Below are 25,641 nucleotides of genomic sequence, written 5' to 3' on the forward strand. Positions count from 1 at the left end.
CACGGCGGCCGCCCCGCCACTGAGGGCAGCGTTCCGCCCGGGAAACAGAGCAGATGCGGGCGGGTAACAGCCACGCCCCAGTGTGAGGGGCATGACCTCGATGCCGCCGCACCCGGATGCCACCACAGATGCCGCGCCCGGCACCACACCCACCCTCGTCCTGATCGGCCACGGCATGGTCGGCCAGCGCTTCCTGGAGGAGCTGGCCGACCGCGGTGTCACCGAGCGGACGCGGGTGGTCGTGCTGTGCGAGGAGCCCCGCCCGGCCTACGACCGCGTCCAGCTGACGTCGTACTTCGCCGGCCGGACCCCGGACGACCTGAGCCTGACCGACCCGGAATTCCTGGCCCGGCACGGCATCGAACTGCACCTCGGCGACCCGGCCACCGCCGTCGACCGCACCACCCGCACGGTCACCGCCCGCTCCGGGCTGACCGTCCGCTACGACACCCTGGTGCTGGCCACCGGCTCGTATCCGTTCGTGCCGCCGGTGCCCGGCAAGGACAGCGCGGGCTGTTTCGTCTACCGCACGATCGACGACCTGCTGGCCATCGAGGAGTACGCCAAGAACGCCCGCACGGGTGTGGTGGTGGGCGGCGGGCTGCTCGGGCTGGAGGCGGCCGGTGCGCTCAAGGGCCTCGGGCTGCACACCCACGTCGTGGAGTTCGCCCCGCGGCTGATGGCCCTCCAGGTCGACGAGGGCGGCGGCCGCGCGCTGCGCCGCACCATCGAGGAGATGGGCCTGGAGGTGCACACCGGTGTCGGCGGCAAGGAGATCGTCGCGGACGACAGCGGCGCGGTGGCCGCCATGGGACTCTCCGACGACTCCCGGATCGAGACCGACCTGGTCGTCTTCTCGGCCGGCGTCCGCCCCCGCGACCAGCTCGCCCGGGACTGCGGACTGCCGGTCGGCGAGCGCGGCGGCATCATCGTCAACGAGCAGTGCCGCACCGACGACCCGGCCGTGTATGCGATCGGCGAGTGCGCGCTGGCCTCCGACGGCCGGGTCTACGGCCTGGTCGCCCCGGGCTACGACATGGCGCGGGTGACGGCCGGCGACATCGCCGCCCGGCTCGGTGACGACACCGGGCAGCCCGACGGCTTCACCGGTGCCGATCTGTCCACCAAGCTCAAATTGCTCGGCGTGGACGTCGCCTCTTTCGGGGATGCGCACGGCACGGCGGACGGCGCGCTGGACGTGGTCTACGCCGACTCCCGCAGCGGCGTCTACAAGAAGCTGGTGATCGGCTCCGGGGGCGAGCTGCTGGGCGGGGTCCTGGTCGGCGACGCCGAGTCGTACGGCATGCTGCGGCCGCTGACCGGCACCGTTCCGCCGCTGGCGCCCGAGCAGTTGGTCCTGCCCGCGGGGGCCGAGGGCGGCGGCGGGCTCGGTCCGTCCGCGCTGCCGGACGACGCGGTGCTGTGCAACTGCCACAACGTGACCAAGGGGACGGTCCGGGCCGCGGTCACCGAGCACTCCTGCACCACCCTGCCCGAGGTCAAGAAGTGCACCAAGGCCGGTACCGGCTGCGGCAGTTGCGTCAAGTCGCTGACCGCGGTGATGAACGACGAGCTGGCCGCGTCCGGCGCCGTCGTCGACACCGGGCTGTGCGGCTGCTTCCCGCACACCCGCGCCGAACTCTACGAGATCGTGCGCACCCTGCGGCTGACGTCCTTCGCCGAGCTGCTGGACTCGCACGGCCGCCCGGAGGCCAGGAACGGCGACGGCTGCGAGATCTGCAAGCCCACCGTCGGCTCGATCATCGCCTCCCTCGCGCCCAGCGTCGGCGCCGGCGGCTATGTCCTCGACGGGGAGCAGGCCGCCCTCCAGGACACCAACGACCACTTCCTCGCCAACCTCCAGCGCAACGGCTCGTACTCGATCGTGCCGCGGATCCCCGGCGGTGAGATCACCCCGGAGAAGCTGATCGTGATCGGCGAGGTGGCCCGCGACTTCGGTCTCTACACCAAGATCACCGGTGGCCAGCGGATCGACCTGTTCGGCGCCCGGGTCGACCAACTCCCGCAAGTGTGGGCCCGGTTGGTGGACGCCGGCTTCGAGTCGGGCCATGCGTACGGCAAGGCGCTGCGCACCGTGAAGTCGTGCGTGGGGCAGACCTGGTGCCGCTACGGCGTCCAGGACTCGGTCCGGATGGCCATCGAACTGGAGCTGCGCTACCGGGGGCTGCGCTCCCCGCACAAGCTGAAGTCCGCGGTCTCCGGGTGTGCGCGCGAGTGCGCGGAGGCCCGCGGCAAGGACTTCGGCGTCATCGCCACCTCCAACGGCTGGAACCTCTACGTCGGCGGCAACGGCGGCGCCGATCCGCGCCATGCCGATCTGCTCGCCCAGGACCTCTCGGACGCCGAACTGATCCGGCTGATCGACCGGTTCCTGATGTTCTACATCCGTACCGCGGACCGGCTGGAGCGCACCTCCGCCTGGCTGGAGCGGATCGAGGGCGGCCTCGACCACGTCCGGGACGTCGTCGTCCATGACTCCCTGGGGCTGTGCGACGAGCTGGAGGCCCTGATGGCCACCCATGTCACCCACTACCGCGACGAGTGGGCCGAGACCCTCGCCGACCCCGAGCGGCTGGCCCGGTTCGTCTCGTTCGTCAACGCACCCGATGTGCCGGACCCGTCCGTCCGCTTCGTACCGGAGCGCGACCAGGTCAAGCCGGACCTGACGCTGCTGGCCGGCCCGACCCTGCCCGTTCGGACCCTGGAAGGAACCTCTGTCTGATGACCACCCTCACTGCCGAACAGCACGCCTCCGCTTCCCTCACCGCCGACGCGACGGCGGCGGGCACGGCCACGGTCGAGATCCGCTGCCCCGAGGGCAGCTGGATCCCGGTCTGCGGGCCGGGCGACCTGCTCCCCGGGCGCGGCGTCGCCGCCCTGCTGCCGGACGGCGCCCAGGCCGCGCTGTTCCTGGACCGCGGCGGCCGCATCCATGCGATCGGCAACCGCGACCCGTTCACCGGCGCCCAGGTCCTCTCCCGCGGCCTGACCGGCTCGGCCGACGGCCGCCCGTTCGTGGCCTCACCGCTGCTCAAGCAGCGCTTCGACCTGCTCACCGGGGACTGCCTGGACGATCCGGCGGAGTCGATTCCGGTGTATCGGGTGCGGGTGCGGGATGGGGTGGGGGGCGCGGGGCGCTGAGGCCGTTGGGCTGGGTCCGTAGGGATGGGTCCGTAGGGATGGGTCCGGGCCGCCGGGCCCGCGGCGCTGGGCCCGTCCGCTGGGTCCGGGCCGCCGGGCGGAGTCGCGGCTGGTGGCCGGCCCTTCGCCCCACCCCTCCGCAATGCGCAACCGTGGGGTTGCACCTCCTACCGCCACGTGCAACCATTGGGTAGCACGTAGGCGGAATCAGCGCGGCAGGAGGAGCCCCCCATGAGCACTCAGAGCGCCAACGACACCGGCAAGGGCGCCGGTGAGGACCGCAACCGCATCGAGCGGGAGATCAGCATCGACGCGCCCGTCGAACGGGTCTGGGCGGTGCTGACCGAGCCCGAGCACGTCGGCTCGTGGTTCGGCCAGGGCGAGCCGACCCCGGTCGACCTGCGGCCGGGCGGCATCATGCAGCTCGACCACGGCCAGTACGGCCAGTTCCCGACCACGATCGTGACGGTGGACCCGCCGCGCCGCTTCTCGTACCGCTGGGCCAGCGCCTACCCGGGCGAGGTGGCGGTCGAAGGAAACTCCACCCTCGTCGAGTTCACCCTCACACCGGAGGGCGACGGCACCCGACTGCGCGTGGTGGAGACCGGGTTCGAGGAGATCGCCATCCCGGAGGAGCGGCAGCCGACCGCCGGCTACGACAGCCACTCCGAGGGCTGGACCGGCCAGATGAAGAACGTCAAGCAGTACGCGGAGCAGCTCGCGGCATGACGACCGGCGAAGGAACGGGAAGGGGCGCCGGCCGGGGTCCCGTAGGGGGTGCGGGCCGGGACTCCGGGGCGGGCGAGGGTCGGGGTCCCGTAGGGGATGCAGGCCGGGACTCGGGGGCGAGCGGGGGCCGGGGCTCCGTAGGGGATGCGGGCCGGGGCTCCGGGGCGGGCGGGGACGCCGTGGCGGAGGTGTTCTCCGCGCTGGCCGACCCGACCCGCCGCCGGATACTCGACGCCCTCGCCGCGCACGGCGAGGCGACCGCCACGGTCCTGGCGGCCGAACTGCCGGTCAGCCGCCAGGCGATCGTCAAGCACCTGGGGGTCCTGGACCGGGCCGGCCTGGTCGCCGGCCACCGGGAGGGCAGAGAGGCGCGCTACCGGGTCATACCGGAGCGGCTGGGGGTCACCGCCCGGTGGATGGACCGGGTGGCCGCCGCCTGGGACAGCCGCCTGTCGGCGATCAAGCGCCTCGCCGAGGGCGAGTGACCGGGCGCGGGGCGGATGTGTCTGTTGACTTCCGCCCCACCCGCCCCAGCCGTACCTGCCCACGACGTACTCTTGTTGCCCCCTAGGGAGGAGTGCAGGCGTGACCCGGTGGAACACCAGCCACATCCCCGACCAGACCGGCCGCTCGGCGGTCATCACGGGCGCGAACAGCGGCATCGGCTATGTCACCGCACGTGAACTGGCCCGCCGCGGCGCCCGGGTGCTGCTGGCCTGCCGCAGTGAGTCGCGCGGCCTCGCCGCACTGGACCGGCTGCGGTCCGAGGTCCCCACCGCCGAGGCCGAGTTCCGTCCCCTCGACCTGGCCGATCTGACCTCCGTACGGGACTTCGCCGCCACCCTCGACGACTTCGACGGCGACCGCCTCGACCTGCTCATCAACAACGCGGGCGTGATGGCGCTGCCGTACCGCACCACCGCCGACGGCTTCGAGATGCAGTTCGGCACCAACCACCTCGGCCACTTCGCGCTGACCGGTCTGCTGCTGCCCAAGCTCCTCGCCACCCCCGGCGCCCGGGTCGTCACCGTCTCCAGCATGCTGCACATGCTCGCCGACCTCGACCACGGCGACCTCAACAGCGCGCACTCCTACCGCCGCTGGATCGCCTACGCCCGTTCCAAGAGCGCCAATCTGCTCTTCGTCCACGAGCTGTCCCGGCGGCTGGCCGCGGCCGGCTCGCAGGTCATCGCGGCCGCCGCGCACCCCGGATACGCCGCCACCAACCTCGCCACCGCGGGCGTCCGGATGGAGGGCCGCACCTCCACGGAGCGGGTGGTCGAGCTGGTCAACCGCGCGGTCGCGCAGTCCCCGGACGGCGGCGCCCTGGGCACCCTCTGCGCGGCCACCGCCCCGCACATGCGGCCGGACTCCTTCATCGGCCCGCGCAGCGGACTGCGGGGCGCCCCCGCCCAGTCCTTCCGCGCCCCGTGGACCACGAAGGACGCCAACGGCGAGCGTCTGTGGTCCGCCTCCGAGCAACTCACCGACGTGCACTACGACTTCTTCCGGGCTGCCACGGCGCGCTGAGTCGCGTGCGTAGCGCGCCGGACACCCCCGCCCGCATCAAGACCCCGTGAAGATCCCGCCTCCGCCCGCCAAGGAGCCGCCAAAGCCCGCTGACGGCGGCCGTCTTGCCCCCGCACGCTGAGCTGGTCCAGCCCGGTGCGCACGGAGGTACGACGAACGATGGCGAGGGAGTTCCCGCACGACGGCCGCCCCGAGGAACCCCCGGATACCGCCACCGCCGCGGTCGGCACCCGGCCGGGCGGCACCAACGGGGGCCACCCCGGTGGCGTGGACCGTGGCCCCGGCGACGGCGTGGACGGCGGCCCCGGCCCCGACGGCCGCGGCCCCGACGGCGCCGCGACCGGCGAGCCCGACGCCCGCCACCGGCTCACCGCGCTCCAGGGCCTGGCCGCCCTCTCGCTCGATGCCATGGCCTCCGTCGCCTACGGTCCCGAGTCGATCGTGCTGGTCCTGGCTGCGGCAGGCGGCTACGGCCTCGGCTGCACCCTCCCCGTGACGCTCGCCATCGCCGCCCTGCTGGCCGTGCTGGTCGCCTCGTACCGCCAAGTGATCGCCGCGTTCCCCGACGGCGGCGGCTCGTACGCGGTGGCCAGGACCCACCTCGGGCGCCGCACCGCGCTGGTGGCCGCCGCCTCCCTCGTCCTCGACTACGTGCTCAATGTCGCGGTCTCCGTGACGGCCGGTGTCGCGGCCCTCACCTCGGCCTTCCCCGCCCTCTACGACGACCGGACGGGGATCTGCCTGGCGGTTCTCCTCCTGCTCACCGGCATCAACCTGCGGGGCATCGTCGACTCGGCGAAGGCGTTCCTCGTCCCCACCGCCGTCTTCCTCGGCGCCGTCCTGACGATGATCGCCGTCGGCCTCTTCCGTACCGGACCCGCCTCCACCGTCACCGCCGACGGGCACGCCTCCGTCCTCGCCGACCACGCCACCGGCGTCGGCGCCCTGCTGCTGCTCAAGGCGTTCGCGTCCGGCTGTTCGGCGCTGACCGGTGTCGAGGCGGTCGCCAATGCGGTGCCGTCCTTCCGCGCCCCGGCCGTCCGGCGCGCCCAGCGCACCGAGGTCGCGCTCGGCGCCCTGCTCGGGGTGATGCTGATCGGCCTGGCCGTCCTCATCGGCCGCTTCCACCTCCAGCCGGTCGCGGGGGTCACCGTCCTCGCCCAGCTCGCGGACGCCTCCTTCGGCCACAACGGTGCTTTCTACGTCGTCCAGTTCGCCACGATGGTGCTGCTGGCGCTGGCCGCCAACACCTCCTTCGGCGGCCTGCCGGTCCTGATGGGCCTGCTCGCCCGCGACAACCACCTGCCCCATGTCTTCGGCCTGAAGGCGGACCGCCAGGTCCACCGCCACGGCGTCCTGGCGCTGGCGGCCGTCGCCGCGGCCCTCCTCGTCCTCTCCGGCGGCGACGTCAACACCCTCGTCCCGCTGTTCGCCATCGGCGTCTTCGTCGGCTTCACGCTCTGCCAGATCGGCATGGTCCGGCACTGGCGCCTGCACCGCTCCCCCGGATGGCGCGGCAAGGCCCTGCTGAACGGCTTCGGCGCGCTGCTCACCGGCGTCTCGGCGGTCGTCGTCACCGCCACCAAATTCACCGAGGGCGCCTGGCTCCTGGTCCTCGCCCTGCCGCTGACGGTCCTGGCCTTCGAGGCGGTCCACCGTGCGTACGACCGGATCGGGGCGCGCCTGGGCCTGGGCCGCATCCCTGAACCCCCGCGCCGCGCCCGCTCCCTGGTGATCGTCCCCGTCTCGCATCTCTCCCGGCTGACCTGCGAGGCGCTGAACGCGGCGGTGTCCCTGGGCGAGGAGGTGATCGCGGTCACCGTCACCCACGACACCCCCGAGGACCGGCCGGCCACCGAGGCCCTGCGCCGCGACTGGGAGCTGTGGAACCCCGGCGTGGAACTCCTCGAACTGCCCTCCGCCACCCGCTCCCTCGGCCGCCCGATCGCCGCGTACGTCACCGCCCTGGGCGCCCGCCGCCCCGGCGCCCGCATCACCGTCCTGATCCCGGAGGCCGAGCCCGCCCACCTGTGGCAGCGCCTGCTCCAGAACCAGCGGGGCGCGGTCGTCGCGCACGCGGTCCGCCGCGACACGGACGCGGTCATCTGCCGCTTGCGGTTCCGGCTGGCGACGGGCGGGCGGGTGGCGCGGTGACGCGGTGACGCCGAATTGTCAGTGCCTCGCCCTACCGTGGGGTCATGAACTCGACCATGGCGTACGACGGTCATTGCGCCGAGATCGGCACGCAGACCGGCCTGCTCGCGTCCTGTCTCCGGGAGGAGGGCGCCGACCTCACGGCAACGGTGCCGTCCTGCCCGGACTGGAACCTCTCCCAGCTGCTCCATCACCTCGGCGAGGCCCACCGCTGGGTCGAGGAGATCGTCCGCACCCGCGCAGACCGGCCCCCGCCCGACACGGCCCTGCGCGTCCTGCCCCGCGACACCACCCAGTCCGCGGCCGAAGTCGCCGACTGGCTCATTGAAGGCGCCGAACTCCTCGCCGCAACCCTGCGCGCCACGAACCCGGACAGCCGGCTCTGGACCCCGCTCCCCTCCGGAAACCCGCGTTTCTTCGCCCGCCGGATGACCCACGAGACGGTCATCCACCGTGCCGATGCCACCCTCGCCCTCGGTGCGGACTTCACGGTCGGACAGCCGGTGGCCCTCGACGCCCTGGACGAGTGGATGGCACTGGGCTCGCTGCCCGAGATGTTCGACTTCCACCCCGACCGGCGCGCACTCCTCGGCCCCGGCCGCACCCTCCACTTCCACGCCACGGACACCCCGCCGGACGCGGCCGCGGACTGGCTGGTCGACCTCACCGGCGACACCCTCGCCTGGCGCCGCGCCCAGGAGCCCGCCGCCGTCTCCGTCCACGGCCCCCTCACCGACCTCCTGCTCCTCATCTACGGCCGCATCCCCGCCGACCGCGCCACCTTCGAGGTCACCGGCGATGCGGAGCTGCTGGAGTTCTGGCTGGCGCGGGTGCTGTTCGGCTGAGCGCGTGCCGGACGGGTTGCCTGCACAGGGCGAACGATTGCCTGCACCGGGCGAACCATTCAGGTCACTGCGGCGTACGTATCGTTGACCACCGGCGACACGATCAGCCCCCACGGGAGACCCTCACCATGGCCGAATCCGACCGTACGGAGCGCCACCCCGGCCTGCCCCCCACGCCTCCCCCCATCCCGCCGCATGCCGGGGGCAGCGACGGCACCCCGCAGCCCGTCCCGACGCACGCGGACGAGGCGCTGGCGATCGGCCGGCAGTACTTCCCCGAGGTCGGCTCACCCGGCGGGCCCGCCGAGCTGTTCGTCCATGAATTCGACGTCGGCTACCTGATCCATGCGGGCTGGCCGCCGCCCGCGGACCCCACCGCCCCTCCCGCGGAGCCCGGAGGAAGCAACGTCGTCGTGTCCAAGTCCGACGGCGAGGTGTCCTTCCTGCCCAACTTCCCCCCGGAGACGGCCGTGGAGCTCTTTCACCGCTCTTACCGCCCGAAAGGCGCCTGAATCCGGTGGATTTGCCCGTCGGGGGACTCCTGGCAGGGCGCCAGGAACGCCCGCTAAACTTTGGCTTGAAGAACTCATGAGCCAACCATTACGAACTCGGGGGACGTTGTGGCAGGTGCCGGTGGTTTCCAGACGGATGTGGAGAGCCTCAAGGCCGAGGGGACGAACTTCGTCAAGCTTGGCGAGGATTTCTATTCCTCGGTCGCGCGGCTGATGGACGGTCTGCATGCGCTGGGGGCGGGCCCGCCCAGCAACGGGCAGGAGGCGGCGCCGCCGGAGAAGTCGTTCGGCCAGCAGTTCATGAGCGGCCTGACGACGTTCGACAGCAAGGACGGCGCCCCGCCGTGGGGGGATGACGACCTCGGCGAGAAGTTCGGTGTCGTCTACGAGGGCGTGCGTGACGGCATGAACGAGTCGATGGGCCACCTCTCCTCGAAGCTCCAGGAAATCGGCAAGGCGCTGACGTCGATGTCCCGGAACCATGCGGAGAACGAGGACTTCAACAACTCGCTGATGAAGCAGCACGTCGAGAACGAGCAGGCGTGGCGGGACCCCACGGTCGACCCCAACGTCCAGGTTTCCTTCCGGCCCGTCCAGCACTGAGACCGCCGACCGGTTCCGGATTCTGACCCGGCTGCCTTCTCGCACCACCTGCGTCTGCCGCACGCCTCATTGCACGTTTTTCACGGGGGAGCTCCATCGTGTCTGTCATGCTGCCGGATCCTCTTGAGTGGGTCCTGGAGATGCTCGGCTTCAACTGGCCGACCGCAGATGAAGACAAACTCATCGAATGCGCCCAGGTCTGGCGGCAGTTCGCGGCCGAGGTCGAGGGACACCAGTCCCGCGGCAACACCTACGCGAGCAATGTCCTCGGGGAGAACTCCGGCGATGCCATCGAGGGCTTCAGCAAGGCCTGGGAGAAGTTCTCGGGCAGCTCGGGGTATCTGCACGACGCCCGGGAGGCGGCCGAGGTCCTCGCCTTCACCTTCGAGGCCGCCGCCGCGCTGGTCATCGGCATGAAAATCGCCGTGATCGTCCAATTGGCGATTCTGGCCGCCGAAATCATCGCGGCACAGGCGGCGGCTCCCTTCACCCTGGGCCTCTCCGAAATCGGCGGTGCGGCCGCCACCTTGGCCACCCGTGAAATGGTCCGCAAGATCCTCAAGGAAGTGGCCAAGCAGGTCCTTGACGCGATCATGGAGGCCGCCAAGGAACCGGTGATCTCCGCACTGGAGGCCATGGCCTCCGACCTCATCGCCCAGACCGTCAACCAGAACTTCGGCGCCCAGAACGGCTACAACGTCGGCCGGACCCTCAAGGAAGGCCAGAGCGCCGCCACCGACGCCATCAAGAACACCGGCGAGTCCCTCGGCGAGAGCCTCCGCGACGGCGCCGGCCACCGCGCGGGCCACCGCGCCCGCGGCGGACTCGACCACGCGGCCGGCCGCGGCGGCGAACACGGGGACAGCGGCGGGGACGGCGGCGACAGCGAGTCCAGCGGTTCCGGACGCAGCGGCTCCAGCAGCGACAGCGGGGACGGCGGGGACGGCGGCGGCTCCAGCGGGTCGGACAGCGGGTCTGGCGACGGGTCGCGCAGCGGGGACGGCGGCGGATCGGGGTCCGGTAGTGGGGCCGACAGCGGGTCCGGTAGTGGGGCTGGTTCCGACGGCGGTTCCGGGAGCGGCTCGGACGGCGGCGGTTCCTCCCGTACCTCCAACGACTCCAGCAGCGGCTCGGACGGCGGCAGCGGTTCCACCACCCACAGCCCCCGGGCGTCGGACCACAGCGGAGCGGCGGGCGGAACGGACAACGGCGGAGGCGCGGGCCACGACCCGTCCTCCTCCGACAGCACCTCCCGCGGCTCGGACCCGGCGCACCGCGTCCCCGACGCACAGCCCCTGCCGCCCCCGGCGCAGCGCTCCCCCTTCGACGAGGGCTTCCAGGGCGGCAACGACAGCCCCTACGGGGGATCCCACACCCCTGACTCGGGCACCACCCCGGACTCGGGCTCCGCCCCGGATACCTCCCGCCCGGACTCGGGCGCAGCCGGCCCCCATCTCACCCCCGACAACACCCCGGACGCCGCACGCCCGGACGGGGACTCGACCAGCACCCAGCCGACGCCCGACCACACCCCGGACTCGGCACGCCCGGACCCGGCACGCCCCGACTCCGACCAGGTCAGCACCCACCCCACGCCCGACCACACCCCCGACGGCGCCCGCCCGGACTCCGACCCGGCCAGCACCCAGCCCGCACGGGACACCACCCCGGACTCCGCACGCCCGGCCCCGGACGGCATCAGCACCCAGCCGGCGCACGACAACACCCCGGACGGAGCGCGCCCCGCCCCCGCCCCGGACCCGATCAGCACCCAACCCGCACCGGACCACTCTCCGGACGGCGCCCGCCCGGACACTCCCGAGTCACCGTCGCCATCGCCATCGCCATCGCCGACCCCCGACCCGGTGGCCGGCAATCCGCCCTCGTACAACGGCGACTCCCACCACTCGGGCGGCGACGGGACCCACACCGGCGCCGGCAACGGGGACAACTCCGCCGGCGGCGGCCGCCCGTCGATGCCGCACGTCGGCCCGGCGCCCCAGGGCGCCCCCATCCAGCACACCCCGTCGACCGGCCAGCCCATCCAGCAGCGGGACCCGGCCCCCGGCGACCCCATGCCCACCGTCGACGGCACCGACGACACCACGGTCACCACCCAGTCCGCCGACACCCTCACCGCTCCCCCGCCCACCCCGCACACCGCCGACGCCGGGACCAGCACCCCGCCCGCCCCGCACCAGGCCCAGCCCAACTCCCCCCAGGCCAACGGCCCGATGATGGGCGCGATCCCGCCCCAGGGCGGCCCCGCCCCCTCCGCCCCGCCCCGCGGCGGCACTCCGTCCAACAGCCCCCAAACGGGCCCCGGCGGCAACCGCCGTCCGGACGGCTCCCAGGCCATCCAGGACGCCACCGACCGGCCCCGCCCCGAGCGCCCCGCCTACAACCCGCGTCTCGACGGCCCCCGCCGAGAAGAGACGCCCCGGCCCTACAACCCACGCCTCGACGGCCCCCGCCGGGACACCCCCACCACACCTCCCGGCACCAACCGCCGCCCCGACGGCTCCCAGATCGTCCACGACCACACCCAGCACCCCACCCCCGAACGCCCACCGCACAACCCACGCCTCGACGGCCCCCGCCCCAACGACGCCCGTCCCGACGGCTCCCGGCCTGACGGCACCGGCCCCGAGGGGACGCACCCGGACGGGGCCCGGCCCGACGGCGCACGCCCCGACGGCTCCCGGAACGACGGCACCGACCCCCAAGGGACGCACCCGGACGGCACCCGGCCCGACGGCGCACGCCCTGACGGGACTCACCCGGACGGCCCCCACCCCGACCCGTCGGGGCCGGACGCCTCCCGCCCGCGCAACGACGCCACCACGACCGACCAGGCCTCGGCACCGCACCAGGACGCGCCGCCGCACCCTGCCGACCCCGGTTACCAGCCACACCCCAACCAGCAGCCCCAGCACCCGAATTACCAGCAGCAGCCGTACGCGCAGCAGCCGGCACCACAGAACCCGTACGCGCAGCAACCGGCACCGCAGAACCCGTATGCGCAGCCGCCCCAACAGCAGGCCCAGACGCCGTACACACCACCGCAGCAGGCTCCGCAGCAGACGCCGCAGCAACCCCACAATCAGCAGCCGCAGCAGCAGACCCCGCAGCCGTACGCGCAGCAGCAGCCGGTGCACCAGCAGCCCCAGAACCAGCAGCACCCTCAGCAGGCCCAGCACCAGCAGGCTCCGCCGCCACACGTTCCTCAGCAGCAGTCCAACGGGCTCCCGGCCGACGCACCGCACTCCCTCCACCAGATCCGCAACGATCTCCAGGGCGGCCCCCAGGGCCTGCTTCCGGCCCGCGCCATCGACCAGCAACTACTGGCCGACGCCGTACCTCGCCACCCCGACGGCACCCCGGTCCGTCACCCGGACCCCTTCCAGCCCTGGGCGCAGCTCCAGAACGACGGCGGCCTCGTCATCCCCGGCCGCTCCAACAACTGCGTCGACTGCAGCCGTTCCTTCCTGGAGACCTGGTTCGGCAATCCGCAGGTGTCCGCCCCGCGCACCTGGGACACCAACCCCGACGGCAGCCTCGACCGCCGTACGGGCGAGCGCGGCGGAATCCACAACATCAACCGCTGGGCCAACACGCCCTTGCGCCACTCCGGGAACACGGCCGAGGGCTACGCCCGCGTCGCCCAGGACCTGCACAACGCCGGGCCCGGCGCCGGAGCCATCATCGTCGTGGCGTGGAAGGACGGCTCTTCCCACGCCTTCAACGCCGTCAACCACAACGGCAAGGTGGTCTGGGTCGACGCACAGTCCGGCCAGGTCAGCGACCAGCCCATCCACACCCAGGGCGTAGACGTCTGGCACCTCACCCTCGACGCCAACCGCCAGCCCTACGTCCCCCAGGCCCAGCCCCAGCAACACCCGCAGAACCAGCAGCACCAGCAGCAGAACCCGCAGACGCAGCACGCCCAGCAACAGCAGCAGCAAAACCCGTACGCCCAGCAGCAACAACACCCGCAGTACCAGCAGGCACCCCACCAGCAGCCCCAGCCCACCCCGCACCAGCAGCAACCCCCGCAGCAACCCACGCCGTACCAACAGGCTCCCCACCAGCAGCAGCCGTACCAGCAGGCGCCGCAGCAGCCCTCGCCGTACCAGCAGCAGCACCCACAGCAGGCTCAACACCAGCAGCAGCCAGGGCCGTACCAACAGCCCCACCAGCAGCAGCCGAGCCCGTACAACCAGCAGCACCCGCAACAGCCCTCGCCGTACCAGCAGCACCCGCAACAGCCCTCGCCGTACCAGCAGCACCCGCAGCAGGCACAACAGCACGCCCAGCAGCAACCTCACCAGCAGGCGCCGCAGCAGCCCCACCCGCAGCAGAACCCATACGCCCAGCAGCAGCCCGGGCCGCATCAGCAACCCCACCAGCAGCAGAACCCGTACGCGCAGCAACCGCACCAGCAGCCAGGGCCGTACGCGCAGTCACCGCAGCCGGGCCCCTACGCCCCGCCCCACCAGCAACAGCCGGGTCCCTACACCCAGCAGCAGTCCCAGCCGAACCCGTACACCCAGCCCCAGCAACAGCCGCAACCACAACAACAGCCGCAGCAGCAAACCCCCTACACCCAGCAGCCGCAGCAACAGACTCCGCAGCAGCAGCCCGGCCCGTTCCCCCAGCCCCACCAGCAGCAAAACCCGTACACCCAACAGCCCCAGCCCACGCCCCAGCCGCAGCCGCAGCCCCAGCCGCAACAGCCGAGCCCGCAACAGCAGGCGCAGCCGCAGCCGAGCCCGCAACAGCAGGCACCCCACGCCCAGCAGCCGCCCCAGCAACAGGCAGTACCCCAACAACAGCAAGCCCCCCAGCAGCAAGCACCCCAGCAACCGAACCCCAACCCTCAGCCCCAGCCCCACCACCCGCCGCAGCCGCCCCCCAACCTGCCTTCCCAGAACGAGCCGTCCGCCGGGGAGGAAGGCGCGGCAACCCCGCAGAACAAACAGCAGGACGCCAACAGCCTCGGCGCGATCCGAAACGACCTCGACCAGGACACCGGCGGCCTCCTCCCTCCGCACCCCGACGACCAGGAACTGTTGGAGAACGCACACCCGCGCAACCCCGACGGCACGCCACAGCAGTTCGCCAACCCCTTCGATCCCTGGGGTCAGCTGCAGAACGACGGCGGCAACACCGTCCCCGGACGCAGCAACAACTGCGCCGACTGCTCCCGTTCCTTCCTGGAGACCTGGTACGGAAATCCACAGGTCTCCGCTCCCCGTACGCCCGACACCGACGAACACGGAAACCCGGACACCTGGTCTCCGGAGAACGACGCAAACGAGAACCAGATCCGCTGGAGCGGCGCCACCCACACCTACGCCGGGGCGGGCAACGACCCCAACACCCCGGCCCGCATCGCTCATGACCTGCAACAGGCCGGTCACGGCGCAGCAGCGATCGTCCAGGTCGACTGGCCCGACAACGGCGGCGGCCATGCCTTCAACGCCGTCAACTACCACGGCAAGGTCATCTGGATCGACACCCAGACCGGACAGGTCAGCCACGACCCGATCCACATCTCCCAGGCAGAGCACGTCTGGCACATCCCCCTCGACGCCAACCGCCAGCCGCTCCACGCCGATCATGTGGTGGCACAGCCGGACAGCACTCCCTCCGAGCAGCCCGACAGCAAGCCGGAGCACACCGCAGACCCACAGCCCGAGAACAAGCCCGACCACACCCCAGACCCACAACCCGAAGAGACGGCTGACGGCTCTGCCGGCGACCCCGCGGACACCCCGTCGGATGCCTCCGACCACACGTCCGGTGATCCGGCCAACCCGCCTGCCGACCAGGTGGCGACGCCTCCCGAGCACCCGACCACCGATCAGCAGCAGGCTCCCACCACTACGGGCGGACGCGAGAGCACACCCGAAAACCGTGGTGCGGACGTCTCCCACCACCTCGCCGATGCGCTCCGCCGCGACCAGAACCCATGGCTCTACGGCAAGCCCCCGGTGGCATCACCCGACGGTCACGCGCCTGAACAGGACTCCCACACGGAGGAGTCGGACGACCGGGAGCCGCACGACCGGGACTCGAACGACCGGGAGCCGAACGGCCGGGAGCCGAACCAGCAGCACCCGACCACACCTGACCAAACCACCCGCAACCAATCCGCGCCCACCGACACCCCGGCCTCGGCCTCGGACACCCCGGCCTCGGACAGCGCCCCTCACCCCCGTCCGGAGGCCCCGTCCTCCCCCGCCGGCGACCACCACGATGCCGCGCACGAGGCGACGGAGCAGACGGAACCCAAGGCCCCCGCCGACCCGGCCGGAGAGCCGGAGCCCTCGGTCGAGCACAACGACGGCGACGACAACGAGCACGAAGCAAGTGATGACCCCGCCGAGCGCTACAAGGCGCCGTCGGCAAGTGATGTCCCCGTCGACGATCCGCCCCATATGCCGGATGCGATCGACCCCGGCGACACGCCTGACACCCATGACCTGGACTCCGGGGTGGACGACAAGAGTCGTGGTGGATTGGTCGAGCAGATCGATCTGGACGACACGGACCGCGTGCAGGTCGACAGTGATGGCCTGATCACCAGCATCGACGGGAAATCCGTCAAGGATTACCTGCAGGAACTTTCCGAGGCGCGGGCAATCAGGCATGCCGAAATGCGGACGCCGCTTGAGGGGCCCTGTTCGGCCCTGGCGATCGACCGACGCACAGGAATGATCACCGAGGGCCTCAACGGTGCGCTGACGGACGTCATCGACCTGGAGAACCTGCATCCGCTACTGCGGGACAATTACCTGGGCATGGCCAACTGGATGCATCCGATCATGGCGTCGGAGAATGAAATCCGGATGGGCAACAGGCTCGCAGCGGACGGCACCGCAGAGCGCGACGAAAACGGTAAGGTGATCCCGAACTCGGAGATGATCTTTACCGGGCGCGCCTACTTCGACGATCCGCTGCGGCACGCCGAGGTAAAGGCCGTGAACGAGCTGCTGTGGGCCCGTCAGCGTCAGTTGGAGAAGGAATGGCGCGACGCCCACGGGGATGACTCGACCCCGCCCCCGCTGAGCCGTGAGACACTGAATGACATGCGATTCGACCCGCGATGGATCGAAGACAAGCGAGGGAAGGGGAAGAACAAGGGGAACATCATTCACCTGCCCGGCCAATCAGCGCCAGCCTGCCCGAACTGCAACGGAATGCTCAGGGACGTACCGAGCTACGGCGGTCGCCAGGTGTACTCGATCGGGGATTACCGGCGCCAGGACGAGTCAAACCAGATACCTCCCGTAACGGATTAAAAATGCGCATCGATTACGAAGACTCTTACCTGGACGACGATATGCGCGTCCACTACGAAGATGAACTCTTCACAGGCGAAGTCGTCCACCGGGACAACACCGGCCGAGTGATCGCAGAAATTTCCTACGTCGAGGGCGTCCCCTCTGGGCCACAGGCGGAGTGGTATTCCGACGGCACGAAGAAGAACGAAGGTCAGGCCACCTTCGGGCTGGCTGTCGGAGACTGGCGCAAGTGGCACCCCAATGGCCAGCTGGCCGAGCACTCGGTCTTCAGCCCGCAGGGCAGGCGAACTCATCGCCGGCGATGGGACAAGGACGGAAATCTGACGGAGGACAAGTCGTTCGCGTCGTGATGACCGTTCGCGTCGTGATGACCATTCGCGCCGTGATGACCGTTCCCGCCATCCGGTGAGCGAGTTCCCGCGCGAGAATCTGCATGGATCAGGAGAGAGTGTTATGCCCCAGGACGACGTCCCCACGCCACCTCCGAGCACCCCTGAGCAAGCGCTCGCCATCGTCCGCAGCCGCTACGCCCAGCCCAAGCTGCCGGACGGCTCGCCCGCACCCCTGCACGTCCACGAGTTCGACATCGGCTACCTGGTGTACGCCACCTTCCCTCGGGTCACGGACACCGACGCGGCGGGAAATCCGCTGCCGGCACCGCCGGGTGGGGCGAAGATCGTGGTGTCCAAGGACACCGGGGAAACCGTCACCGTCCCCAACTTCCCCACCGAAGCGGCCATCGCGCTCTACCGGCAGCAGCGCCTGAGTTCCTGAACCCGGGACCCGCCCCCCCCGCATGCCGAGCGCCCCCGGACGAGGGTGGACTGAAGGCACACCGGCGGCCGGGGCCCGCCCCGCGTCCCCCACGCCTGGAACGTACAGAAAATGCCGGCGAACTCTGTTTTGAATAGCGCGAGTTGGCCGTACGCGCGTTGCTAGTGTCGTGCGCCGACGGTGAGCACTGTGGGGGCATGATGGGGAAACCTGGACGGCGGCCGGGGCACCGGCATCTGGCCTGGGGCGCCGGGGGATTGCTCGTCGCCTTCGTTCTTTACCTCTGCTCGGAGACGGCGGCGGGGCTGTTTCCGGACGTACTGAAGTCCGTGGTGGGGGAAAGTCCGCGGCGAGTGGCGGCAGCATGTGTGGGGACCCTGATCGTGGCGGGGGCGGCCCTCTACATCCGCCACCTCCGAGCGCGGCTGGCGGACTCCTGGGACGATGCGGAGGCGGATGCCGGGCAATTGCAGCGGGGGCGTAAGGCGCTGGTGCATCGGGTGCACCACACCTGGACGAATGACCTGGAATTCCGCTGGAACGACGCCGTCCGCCTCGAAGTCGGGCTGCGGGACTTTCCGTCCGCCGTCCATGACCCCTGGGGGTCGGGCGAGCTCACCACCGCGGCCGGCACGCCGCTGCCCGCCGGGACCGCCCTGCGGACCATGTTCGAGCGGCACGGCCAGCAACTGCTGGTACTCGGCGCGCCGGGCGCCGGCAAGACGGTGCATCTGCTGGAACTGACGGCCGCTCTTATCGAAGAGGCCCGCGCCGATGCCGACGCGCCCGTCCCGGTGTTCCTGCTCCTGACCAACTGGCGCGGCGGACCGCTGGACGACTGGCTGATCTCCGAACTCCAGCACCGCTACCGGACATCCGCCGGCGTCACCCGCGCTCTGCTGGCGCAGGGGAAAATCTGCTTCATTCTTGACGGCCTGGACGAGGTGGACCTGGAACGGCAAGAGGAATGCATCTCCCGGATCAACGCCTTCATTTCCGCCGACGGATATCCGCATTGCGCCCTCGCCGTCTCGTGTCGCCTTATCGACTACCAGCTCCTGTCACAGCGGCTCACCGTGAACGGCGCCGTCACGGTGCAGCCGCTGCCGGTCGCCGCCGTGCAGGCCTTTCTGCATGCGGCGGGAAATCGGGTGCAGGGATTACGCGCGGCGGCCGCGGCCGACCCCGACCTCGCCGAGCTGCTCACCACTCCCCTCATGCTCGGGGTCGCCGTGCTCGCCTACTCCGGGGTGGACGAGAGCGCGGTCCGCAGCGCCGGCACCCTGGAGGAGCGGCGCGGTCTGGTCTACGACGCCTTCCTGACCCGTATGGTCACCCGGGACCGCACGCTGCGCGGCGACCCCAAACCACCGCGTTTCAGCGTCGACCAGGTGGCGAGCCGCCTGCTTCTCATGGCCAGGGAAATGCGCAGGTACCAGGTCACGGTCATCTACCCGAGCGACCCGTTGCGGATCATGCTCCAGGCCTCGCCCGAGGTGCTGGAGCAATTGCACAGCGGCCGCCGGATCAGACTGATGTCCGTGAAGTTCCAGATCGCGCAGTTGAGGCTCCTCTCCTCCACGTCACCGTCCCGCCTGCTCTACAGAGCCGCCATCCGTCTGGTCCGGTTCGCCGCCCTCTTCCCCTACCTGCGCAAGGACTTCGTGCACTTCGCGTGTGAACGCGCCCTCCTGCGACGCTCGGGAGACGGTGTGGCCTTCATCCACAAGACCTTCCAGGACCACCTCTCGCAGCGGGCCGACGGCATGACGCCGCGAGAGCGCGACGTGCTGTACCGGCAGGCCCTCAAACCCTGAGGCGGGCTGCGCCCCGCACCCCGTTACAGCCGGCCGGACCGGCGGGAATTCATCCCGTCCCAGAACCAGCTACTGTCAGCGTGGGGGATACTTCCCGCAGGTCGTGACGCGTGCGGATGCCGTTCGACAGCGGACGCTGTTCGGCGCGGTCCGGACCTCGTCGCGGCAACCGCCAAGTGCTTCGCGTCGCAGCCGACTTCGGCGCTTCCGTGCCCGGCGGCCGTCCCGCGCCGACCGGCGCAGGAACCGGCCGGGGCGGACGGCAGCGCCGACGACGTTCCCCCACCACCACCCTGCTGTGTGCAGCCACGAGACCGGAGACCGCATGAATCCGCCCCTGCCCCGCCCTGCCAAGCCCGACTACACGTCGGTGTTCATGGAACCCGCGTACCCGGGCGGCGAGCCGTACGAGAGGCCCGAAGACGAGGACGAGGGCGAGAACGCCCCTGCCGGTTCTCCGGGCCGGTCCGGAGCCGACCCGGCCGACGAGCGAAAGGCGGGCCCGACCCGGCGCACGGGGCACCGACCGGCGTGAGCCGCGCTGCGGCACCGTCGCCCCCGCCGGGTGCGTAGCGACGAGAGAGCCCACGGCCCGCCGCCGGAAGACCGGGGGCCACTCGGGCGGCTCAGGCCCCTCTCACCACTCGGGCGGCTCAGGCCCCGCTCACCACTCGGCCGGCTCCGGCGCCGGATTCGTCCGGATGCAATGCGCCCGGCACGCCCGTGCGGCAGAGTGGACGATCGCACCGTCGGTGATCGGTGATCACCGGAAGGTTACGAGCGCAGGGGGCGACGTGCCATGACGGAGTTGGACAGACGGCGACTGCTGGCGGCCGGCGGTGGCGTCGCCCTGGCCTCGGCGGTGGCGACGGCCTGCGGGTCCCACACCGGGCGGGGCGGCGGTTCGGGGCCGGGGATCAGCCAGTGGTACCACCAGTACGGGGAGCCGGGCACCCAGCAGGCCGTGCAGCGGTATGCCGCCGCGTACAAGAAGGCCGAGGTGCGGGTGCAGTGGCGGCCGGGCGACTACGACCGGCAGACCGCGGCCGCGCTGCTCACCAGCTCGGGGCCGGATGTGTTCGAGGTCAACGGGCCGCTGCTGGACCAGATCCGGAGCGGACAGGTGGTCGATCTGACCGCCGAGGTCGAGCCGGTGAAGGACGACTTCCACCAGGCCGTGCTTGCTCCGAAGATCTGGCGGGACAAGGTCTGGGGCATCCCGCAGGCCGTCGACATGCAGCTGCTCTACTACCGCAAGAGCCTGCTGAAGGAGGCCGGGGTCCGGCCGCCGCAGACGCTCGATGAGCTGGTGGACGGGGCGAGGAAGCTCAGCGGCAAGCAGACCAAGGGGCTGTTCCTGGGCAATGACGGCGGCGTCGGGGTGCTCGGCGGGACGCCGTTGTTCGCCGCGGGGCTGAGCCTGATCGATGCGGACGGCAGGGCCGGGTTCGACGATCCGGCGGCGGCCCGGGTGCTGGGGAAGATCCGGCAGTTGTACGCGGACAAGTCGTTGCTGCTGGGGGCGCCCACGGACTGGTCCGATCCGGCGGCGTTCCTCCAGGGGCTGACCGCGATGCAGTGGTCCGGGCTGTGGGCGCTGCCGCAGATCGAGAAGGCGCTGGGGGACGACTTCGGGGTGCTGCCGTTCCCGAAGGACGGCAGCGGCGGGGAACCGTCCGTTCCGGTGGGCGCCTACGCCTCCGCGGTGAGTGCGCGCAGCATCCACGTCAAGGAGGCCAAGGCCTTCGCGAAGTGGCTGTGGGTGGACCGCACCGACTTCCAGCAGGACTTCGCGCTGTCGTACGGCTTCCACATCCCGGCCCGGATCTCGCTGGCCAGGAAGGCCGCCCAGCTGCGGGAGGGCCCGGCGGCGGACGCGGTGCGGTTCGCGACCGATCACGGCCATGCCGAGCCGCTGTTGTGGACGACGGCGGACCGTACGGCCTACCAGGACGCGCTGAGCCGGATCATCAAGGGCGGCGCCCACCCGGAGAGCGAGCTGAAGAGCGTGGTGCGCAAGGTCAATGCCGAGCTTCAGCGGGTCGGGAAGAGGTGACGGAGGGGACCGAAGGGGTGGCGGCGGCGGTCACCACCACGCAGCGCCCCGCGGCCGCCGTGACACCGGCCGTCCCGCGCCCCTCGTTCGGTGCCCGGCTGCTCGGCCCCCAGCGGCGGAATCTGTGGTTCTGGGCCTTCGTCGGGCCGTTCGCCCTCGGGCTGGGGCTGTTCACCTACGTGCCGTTGGTGTGGAGCGTCTACCTCAGCTTCTTCGACGCGCACAACACGGTCAGCCCGTCCGGCGCGGACTTCGTCGGGCTGGGCAACTACACGGCGATGCTGAGCGACGACGCCTTTCTCGGCAGCCTGGGGACGTTCGCGCTGTTCACGGCGTTCATCGTGCCGGCCACCTACGCGCTCTCGCTGGCGCTGGCGCTGATGGTCAATCGGCTGCGCTTCGCCCAGGCGTTCTTCCGGTCGGTGTTCTTCCTGCCGACGGCCTGCTCGTATGTCGTCGCGGCGGTGATCTGGAAGCTGTCGCTCTTCAACGGGGTGCGGTTCGGGCTGGCCAACACCGTGCTGGGGTGGTTCGGCGCGGACCAGACCGCCTGGCTGTCGACCACCGATCCGCCCTGGTACTGGCTGGTCATCGTGACCGTACGGCTCTGGTTGCAGGCGGGGTTCTACATGATCCTGTTCCTGGCCGGGCTGCAGCGGATCGCACCGCAGCTCTACGAGGCGGCGGCGGTGGACGGGGCGCGGCCCGGCTGGCAGACCTTCCGGCACATCACCTTCCCGCAGTTGCGCGCCACCTCCGTGGCGGTGGTGCTGCTGTTGGTGATCAATGCGTTCCAGGCGTTCGACGAGTTCTACAACCTGCTGAGCGATGCGCGCGGCTATCCGCCGTATGCGCGGCCGCCGTTGGTCTACCTCTACTACACGGCGCTCGGCCGGGATCAGAATCTCGGGCTGGGCAGCGCGGGTGCGGTGATTCTGGCGCTGATCATCGCGGTGGCGACGGTGGTGCAGGCCCGCTGGTTCGGCCTCGGCCGCAAGGAGGAGTGAGCACCCGTGGAGCACTCGTGGAGTACCCATGCATGACGCGCTGACCAGGGCCGGGAGCGCGCTGCGGGTGGTCGTCCTGATCGCCCTCGCGCTGCTGTTCCTCATCCCCTTCTACCTCCTGGTGCGCAACGGTCTGGCCACGGAGCGGGACATCACGGCGCCCGGCTGGACGTTCCTGCCGCACGCCCTGCAGTGGTCCAACCTCACCGAGGTCTTCCGGGACCCGAACCTCCCCCTGGGGCGGGCGCTGCTCAACTCCACGCTGATCGCGGTGTCGACGACCGTCGGCACGGTGCTGCCGGCCTCGCTCGCGGGATACGGCCTGGCCCGGATCCCCTACCGGCACGCCAATGCCGTCTTCTACGCGATCCTGGGGACGCTGATGGTCCCGGCGGCCGTCACGTTCGTACCGAGCTTTGTGCTGGTGTCGACGCTCGGCTGGCTCTCGACGCTGCGCGGGCTGGTCATCCCGACGCTGTTCAGCGCCTTCGCCTGCTTCATCTTCCGGCAGTACTTCCTCGGCTTCCCCAAGGAGCTGGAGGATGCGGCGCGGGTCGACGGGCTCGGTTACTGGCGGACGTACTGGCGCATCGTGGTCCCCAACGCCCGCCCGGTGTTCGCCGCCGTCGGCACCATCGTCTTCATCGGCGCGTGGAACGCCTTCCTGTGGCCGCTGGTGATCGGGCAGGACCAGGAGGCCTGGACGGTGCAGGTCGCGCTGTCCACGTTCACCACCGCGCAGAACCTCAATCTGCATGAGCTGTTCGTGGCCGCGGCGGTCTCCATCGCCCCGTTGGTGGTGGTGTTCCTGCTGCTCCAGCGGTACATCGTCGCGGGGGTGGAGCGCAGCGGGATCGACGACTGAGGCGTCGGCGGCCGGCGTATGGGGTACGGTGCGTGGCATGAGCACGCAGTCGGACGTCCGTGAGGTGGAGCCGCAGTTCCGCGGCCCCCACGGCGAGTGCGCGCCCCGCGGTATGAGCTTCCTGCGCCGCCGCGGCCGGGTGGGGTCTCCCCCGGTCTGTTGTTTCCGTACGGCCTGAGCGTCTGACGGCCTGAGCGTCTGACGGCCCGAGCCCGCCGGCCCGCCGCGCGGCCCTGAGGGCCGGCGCCCGGCCCACCCGCTCCCCGCACCGAGGGCCCATGGCCTCCCCGTACCTCCCCTCCCTTCCCCTTCTCCCCTCCCAGGAGGACCCGTTGACGACCACACCCCTGCCCGTCCTGCGCCCCCACCGCATCCCCGCCGACGGCCTGTACGAAGGGCGGCGCATCCTGCGTCGTACGCCTGACGGCTGGGCGGAGCGGCCGTACGAACGGTTCGAGGTCGTACCGCAGGCAGCCACCATCGGGGCCGAAATCCGTGGACTGGACCTGTCGCGGCCGCTGTCCGGGGCGCTGCACGCGGAGCTGAACCGGGCGCTGCTGGAGTGGAAGGTGCTGTTCTTCCGGGGTCAGCACCTGAGCTCCGGGGAACAGCGTGAATTCGCAAGTAATTGGGGGGAGTTGGAGAGCAATCCGTTGCTGGCGCAGGGCGATTCGAAGGATGTCGTCCGGTTCGACAAGGCGGCCGGCGGCGCCCCGACCTTCGAGAACGTATGGCACACGGATGTGACGTTCCGGGAACGTCCGGCCATGGGCGCGGTGTTGCAGCTGCGCGAGGTCCCGCCCTCGGGCGGGGACACCCTGTGGGCCGATATGGCGGCGGCATACGACAATTTGCCCGGGCAAATCAGGGCGCGCATCGACGGCGCACGGGCGGTGCACGACTATCTCCCGGGCTTCGCACGCTTCTCCTCCCCGGCGCAACTCGCGCCATTCCAGGCACAGTTCCCTCCCGTGGAGCATCCGGTGGTGCGCCGGCACCCGGAGACCGGGCGGCGCATGCTGTTCGTCAATGCGTCCTTCACCACCCGGATCACCGGCCTGGAGGAGGCGGCGAGCGACCGGCTGTTGCGGCTGTTGTTCCAGCAGGCGCAGGTGCCGGAGTTCCAGGTGCGGTGGCGCTGGCAGGCCGGCGACGTCGCGTTCTGGGACAACCGCGCCACCCAGCACTACGCGGTCAACGACTACGGGACGCACCGCCGGGTCGCCGAACGGGTCGCCATCGCGGGCGACCGCCCCCGGTGAGCGGGCCCGGCACACCTGCCGCGCGCGACGCCCGCGTCACGGCCGCCCCGCCCGCCTCACCTCAACCGCTCGTACGCCGCCTCCTCCACCGAACGCGCGCCGCGCAACAGGGCCGCGCCCAGCGGGGTGAGGGTGTGCAGCACGGCGTTGCCCTGCCGCAGCGTGAGCAGCAGACCGGCGTCGCGCAGCACGGTCGCGTGCTGGCTGGCGGAGGCCAGCGAGACATCGGCCCGGCGGGCGAGTTCGCTGGTGGTGCAGCCGACGCCGATGCGCTGGAGGATCGCGGAGCGGGTCTGGCCGACCAGCCGGCCCAGGGAGCGCTCGGGCGGCACCTGAGGGGTGAGCCGCGGCGCCGGGTGCTCCACGGGGTAGACCAGGACCGGCGTCAGCTCGGGGTTGTGGAAGGTGACGGGGGTGCGCCGGCAGAAGTACGACGGCAGCAACAACAGCCCCCGGCCGTTGAGATGGAGATCGCGGTCCACCGGATAGTCGCACTCCAGGACGGGCGAGCGCCAGCGCATCATCGCCGGCAACGAGGCGAGCAGCCGGTCCGCGCCGCCGTCGAGCAGCGCCCGGCCCCGGGCGGCCCGGTCGGCCTCTATTCGGCCCTGGACGCGCGGCCAGTACGGGGCGACGGCCGCCTCGTAATAGCGCTGGAGAATCCCGGCGAGCCGGCCGAGGACCCGGGTGTCGCCCTCGGCCATCTCCCGTATCCACGAAGGGAACGGGCGGGAGGCCGCGGCGAGCCGGGTCAGTTCCTCACGCAGCCGGCCGGCCGGCGTCTCGCGCAGTGCGGCGAGCGCGTCGGTCATGCCGAGCAGCCCTTCGGCGGGCGTCAGGAAATCCGGAAAATAGCCGCGCGTGGGCACCAGCGGTGCCAGCAGCCGCGCTTCGCCATTCAACTTTCCCCGTGTTTCCGATCGCCATTTGCCGAACGCCGAATCGTCCCGTCTGTCACGTAGCCGATGAAAGCTTAAGACGGTCTCCCACAGTGCGTCCGGGCGTGCCGCAATGC

20 protein-coding genes are annotated in these 25,641 nt (G+C 71.2%); 19 read left to right on the top strand and 1 reads right to left on the bottom strand.

Annotation, left to right across the window (positions count from 1 at the left end):
- The first annotated feature begins 91 nt into the window (after positions 1-91).
- From nirB to BKA18_RS11780, 19 genes are all read left to right on the top strand, one after another.
- A complete protein-coding gene (nirB, locus tag BKA18_RS11690; protein ID WP_366043085.1) occupies positions 92-2,743 on the top strand; it encodes a nitrite reductase large subunit NirB in 2,652 nt (883 codons plus the stop codon).
- On the top strand, positions 2,743-3,162 hold the full coding sequence (gene nirD, locus BKA18_RS11695) for a nitrite reductase small subunit NirD (RefSeq protein WP_366043086.1): 420 nt from the start codon (positions 2,743-2,745) through the stop codon (positions 3,160-3,162). The genes nirB and nirD overlap by 1 nt, the downstream gene beginning before the upstream one ends.
- Before the next feature lie 231 nt (positions 3,163-3,393).
- Complete coding sequence (locus BKA18_RS11700; RefSeq protein ID WP_366043087.1) at positions 3,394-3,891, top strand: SRPBCC family protein; 498 nt, start codon at positions 3,394-3,396, stop codon at positions 3,889-3,891.
- Positions 3,892-4,070: 179 nt separating this feature from the next.
- Positions 4,071-4,376: an ArsR/SmtB family transcription factor gene (locus BKA18_RS11705; protein ID WP_147245182.1), complete on the top strand. Its 306-nt coding sequence runs from the start codon at positions 4,071-4,073 to the stop codon at positions 4,374-4,376.
- A 100-nt stretch (positions 4,377-4,476) separates the two neighbouring features.
- Complete coding sequence (locus tag BKA18_RS11710; RefSeq protein ID WP_366043089.1) at positions 4,477-5,421, top strand: oxidoreductase; 945 nt, start codon at positions 4,477-4,479, stop codon at positions 5,419-5,421.
- A 159-nt stretch (positions 5,422-5,580) separates the two neighbouring features.
- Positions 5,581-7,575 (top strand): APC family permease, encoded by a 1,995-nt coding sequence (locus BKA18_RS11715; RefSeq protein ID WP_366043090.1) that lies wholly within the window; start codon positions 5,581-5,583, stop codon positions 7,573-7,575.
- Between the two features lie 44 nt (positions 7,576-7,619).
- Positions 7,620-8,420: a maleylpyruvate isomerase family mycothiol-dependent enzyme gene (locus BKA18_RS11720; protein ID WP_366043092.1), complete on the top strand. Its 801-nt coding sequence runs from the start codon at positions 7,620-7,622 to the stop codon at positions 8,418-8,420.
- A gap of 128 nt (positions 8,421-8,548) precedes the next feature.
- Entirely contained in the window at positions 8,549-8,932 is a 384-nt protein-coding gene (locus BKA18_RS11725) for a hypothetical protein (RefSeq protein ID WP_366043094.1), read from the top strand.
- Positions 8,933-9,070: 138 nt separating this feature from the next.
- Positions 9,071-9,535 (top strand): hypothetical protein, encoded by a 465-nt coding sequence (locus BKA18_RS11730; protein WP_429638403.1) that lies wholly within the window; start codon positions 9,071-9,073, stop codon positions 9,533-9,535.
- 107 nt (positions 9,536-9,642) lie between these two features.
- Positions 9,643-16,842, top strand: coding sequence for a toxin glutamine deamidase domain-containing protein (locus BKA18_RS11735; RefSeq protein ID WP_366043467.1), 7,200 nt, complete (start codon positions 9,643-9,645; stop codon positions 16,840-16,842).
- Between the two features lie 2 nt (positions 16,843-16,844).
- Positions 16,845-17,195, top strand: a complete 351-nt coding sequence (locus tag BKA18_RS11740) for a toxin-antitoxin system YwqK family antitoxin (RefSeq protein WP_366043096.1) — start codon at positions 16,845-16,847, stop codon at positions 17,193-17,195.
- A 103-nt stretch (positions 17,196-17,298) separates the two neighbouring features.
- Positions 17,299-17,619, top strand: coding sequence for a hypothetical protein (locus tag BKA18_RS11745; protein ID WP_006605748.1), 321 nt, complete (start codon positions 17,299-17,301; stop codon positions 17,617-17,619).
- Between the two features lie 368 nt (positions 17,620-17,987).
- Positions 17,988-19,436: an NACHT domain-containing protein gene (locus BKA18_RS11750; RefSeq protein WP_366043097.1), complete on the top strand. Its 1,449-nt coding sequence runs from the start codon at positions 17,988-17,990 to the stop codon at positions 19,434-19,436.
- Between the two features lie 325 nt (positions 19,437-19,761).
- Positions 19,762-19,971 (top strand): hypothetical protein, encoded by a 210-nt coding sequence (locus BKA18_RS11755; RefSeq protein ID WP_366043098.1) that lies wholly within the window; start codon positions 19,762-19,764, stop codon positions 19,969-19,971.
- 264 nt (positions 19,972-20,235) lie between these two features.
- On the top strand, positions 20,236-21,492 hold the full coding sequence (locus BKA18_RS11760) for an ABC transporter substrate-binding protein (RefSeq protein WP_366043099.1): 1,257 nt from the start codon (positions 20,236-20,238) through the stop codon (positions 21,490-21,492).
- A gap of 59 nt (positions 21,493-21,551) precedes the next feature.
- The gene (locus BKA18_RS11765; protein WP_051007021.1) at positions 21,552-22,499 is read left to right on the top strand and encodes a carbohydrate ABC transporter permease; all 948 of its coding nucleotides are present in this window, start codon (positions 21,552-21,554) and stop codon (positions 22,497-22,499) included.
- Positions 22,500-22,527: 28 nt separating this feature from the next.
- Positions 22,528-23,364: a carbohydrate ABC transporter permease gene (locus BKA18_RS11770; RefSeq protein WP_366043100.1), complete on the top strand. Its 837-nt coding sequence runs from the start codon at positions 22,528-22,530 to the stop codon at positions 23,362-23,364.
- A 37-nt stretch (positions 23,365-23,401) separates the two neighbouring features.
- A complete protein-coding gene (locus tag BKA18_RS11775; RefSeq protein WP_167551465.1) occupies positions 23,402-23,542 on the top strand; it encodes a hypothetical protein in 141 nt (46 codons plus the stop codon).
- 154 nt (positions 23,543-23,696) lie between these two features.
- On the top strand, positions 23,697-24,626 hold the full coding sequence (locus tag BKA18_RS11780; protein ID WP_366043101.1) for a TauD/TfdA dioxygenase family protein: 930 nt from the start codon (positions 23,697-23,699) through the stop codon (positions 24,624-24,626).
- A gap of 56 nt (positions 24,627-24,682) precedes the next feature.
- Here BKA18_RS11780 and BKA18_RS11785 read toward each other — a convergent pair whose 3' ends face one another.
- Entirely contained in the window at positions 24,683-25,528 is an 846-nt protein-coding gene (locus BKA18_RS11785; protein WP_366043102.1) for an ArsR/SmtB family transcription factor, read from the bottom strand.
- Positions 25,529-25,641: the final 113 nt, after the last annotated feature.

It is taken from the genome of Streptomyces auratus (genome assembly GCF_050433025.1).
Lineage (GTDB): Bacteria > Actinomycetota > Actinomycetes > Streptomycetales > Streptomycetaceae > Streptomyces > Streptomyces sioyaensis.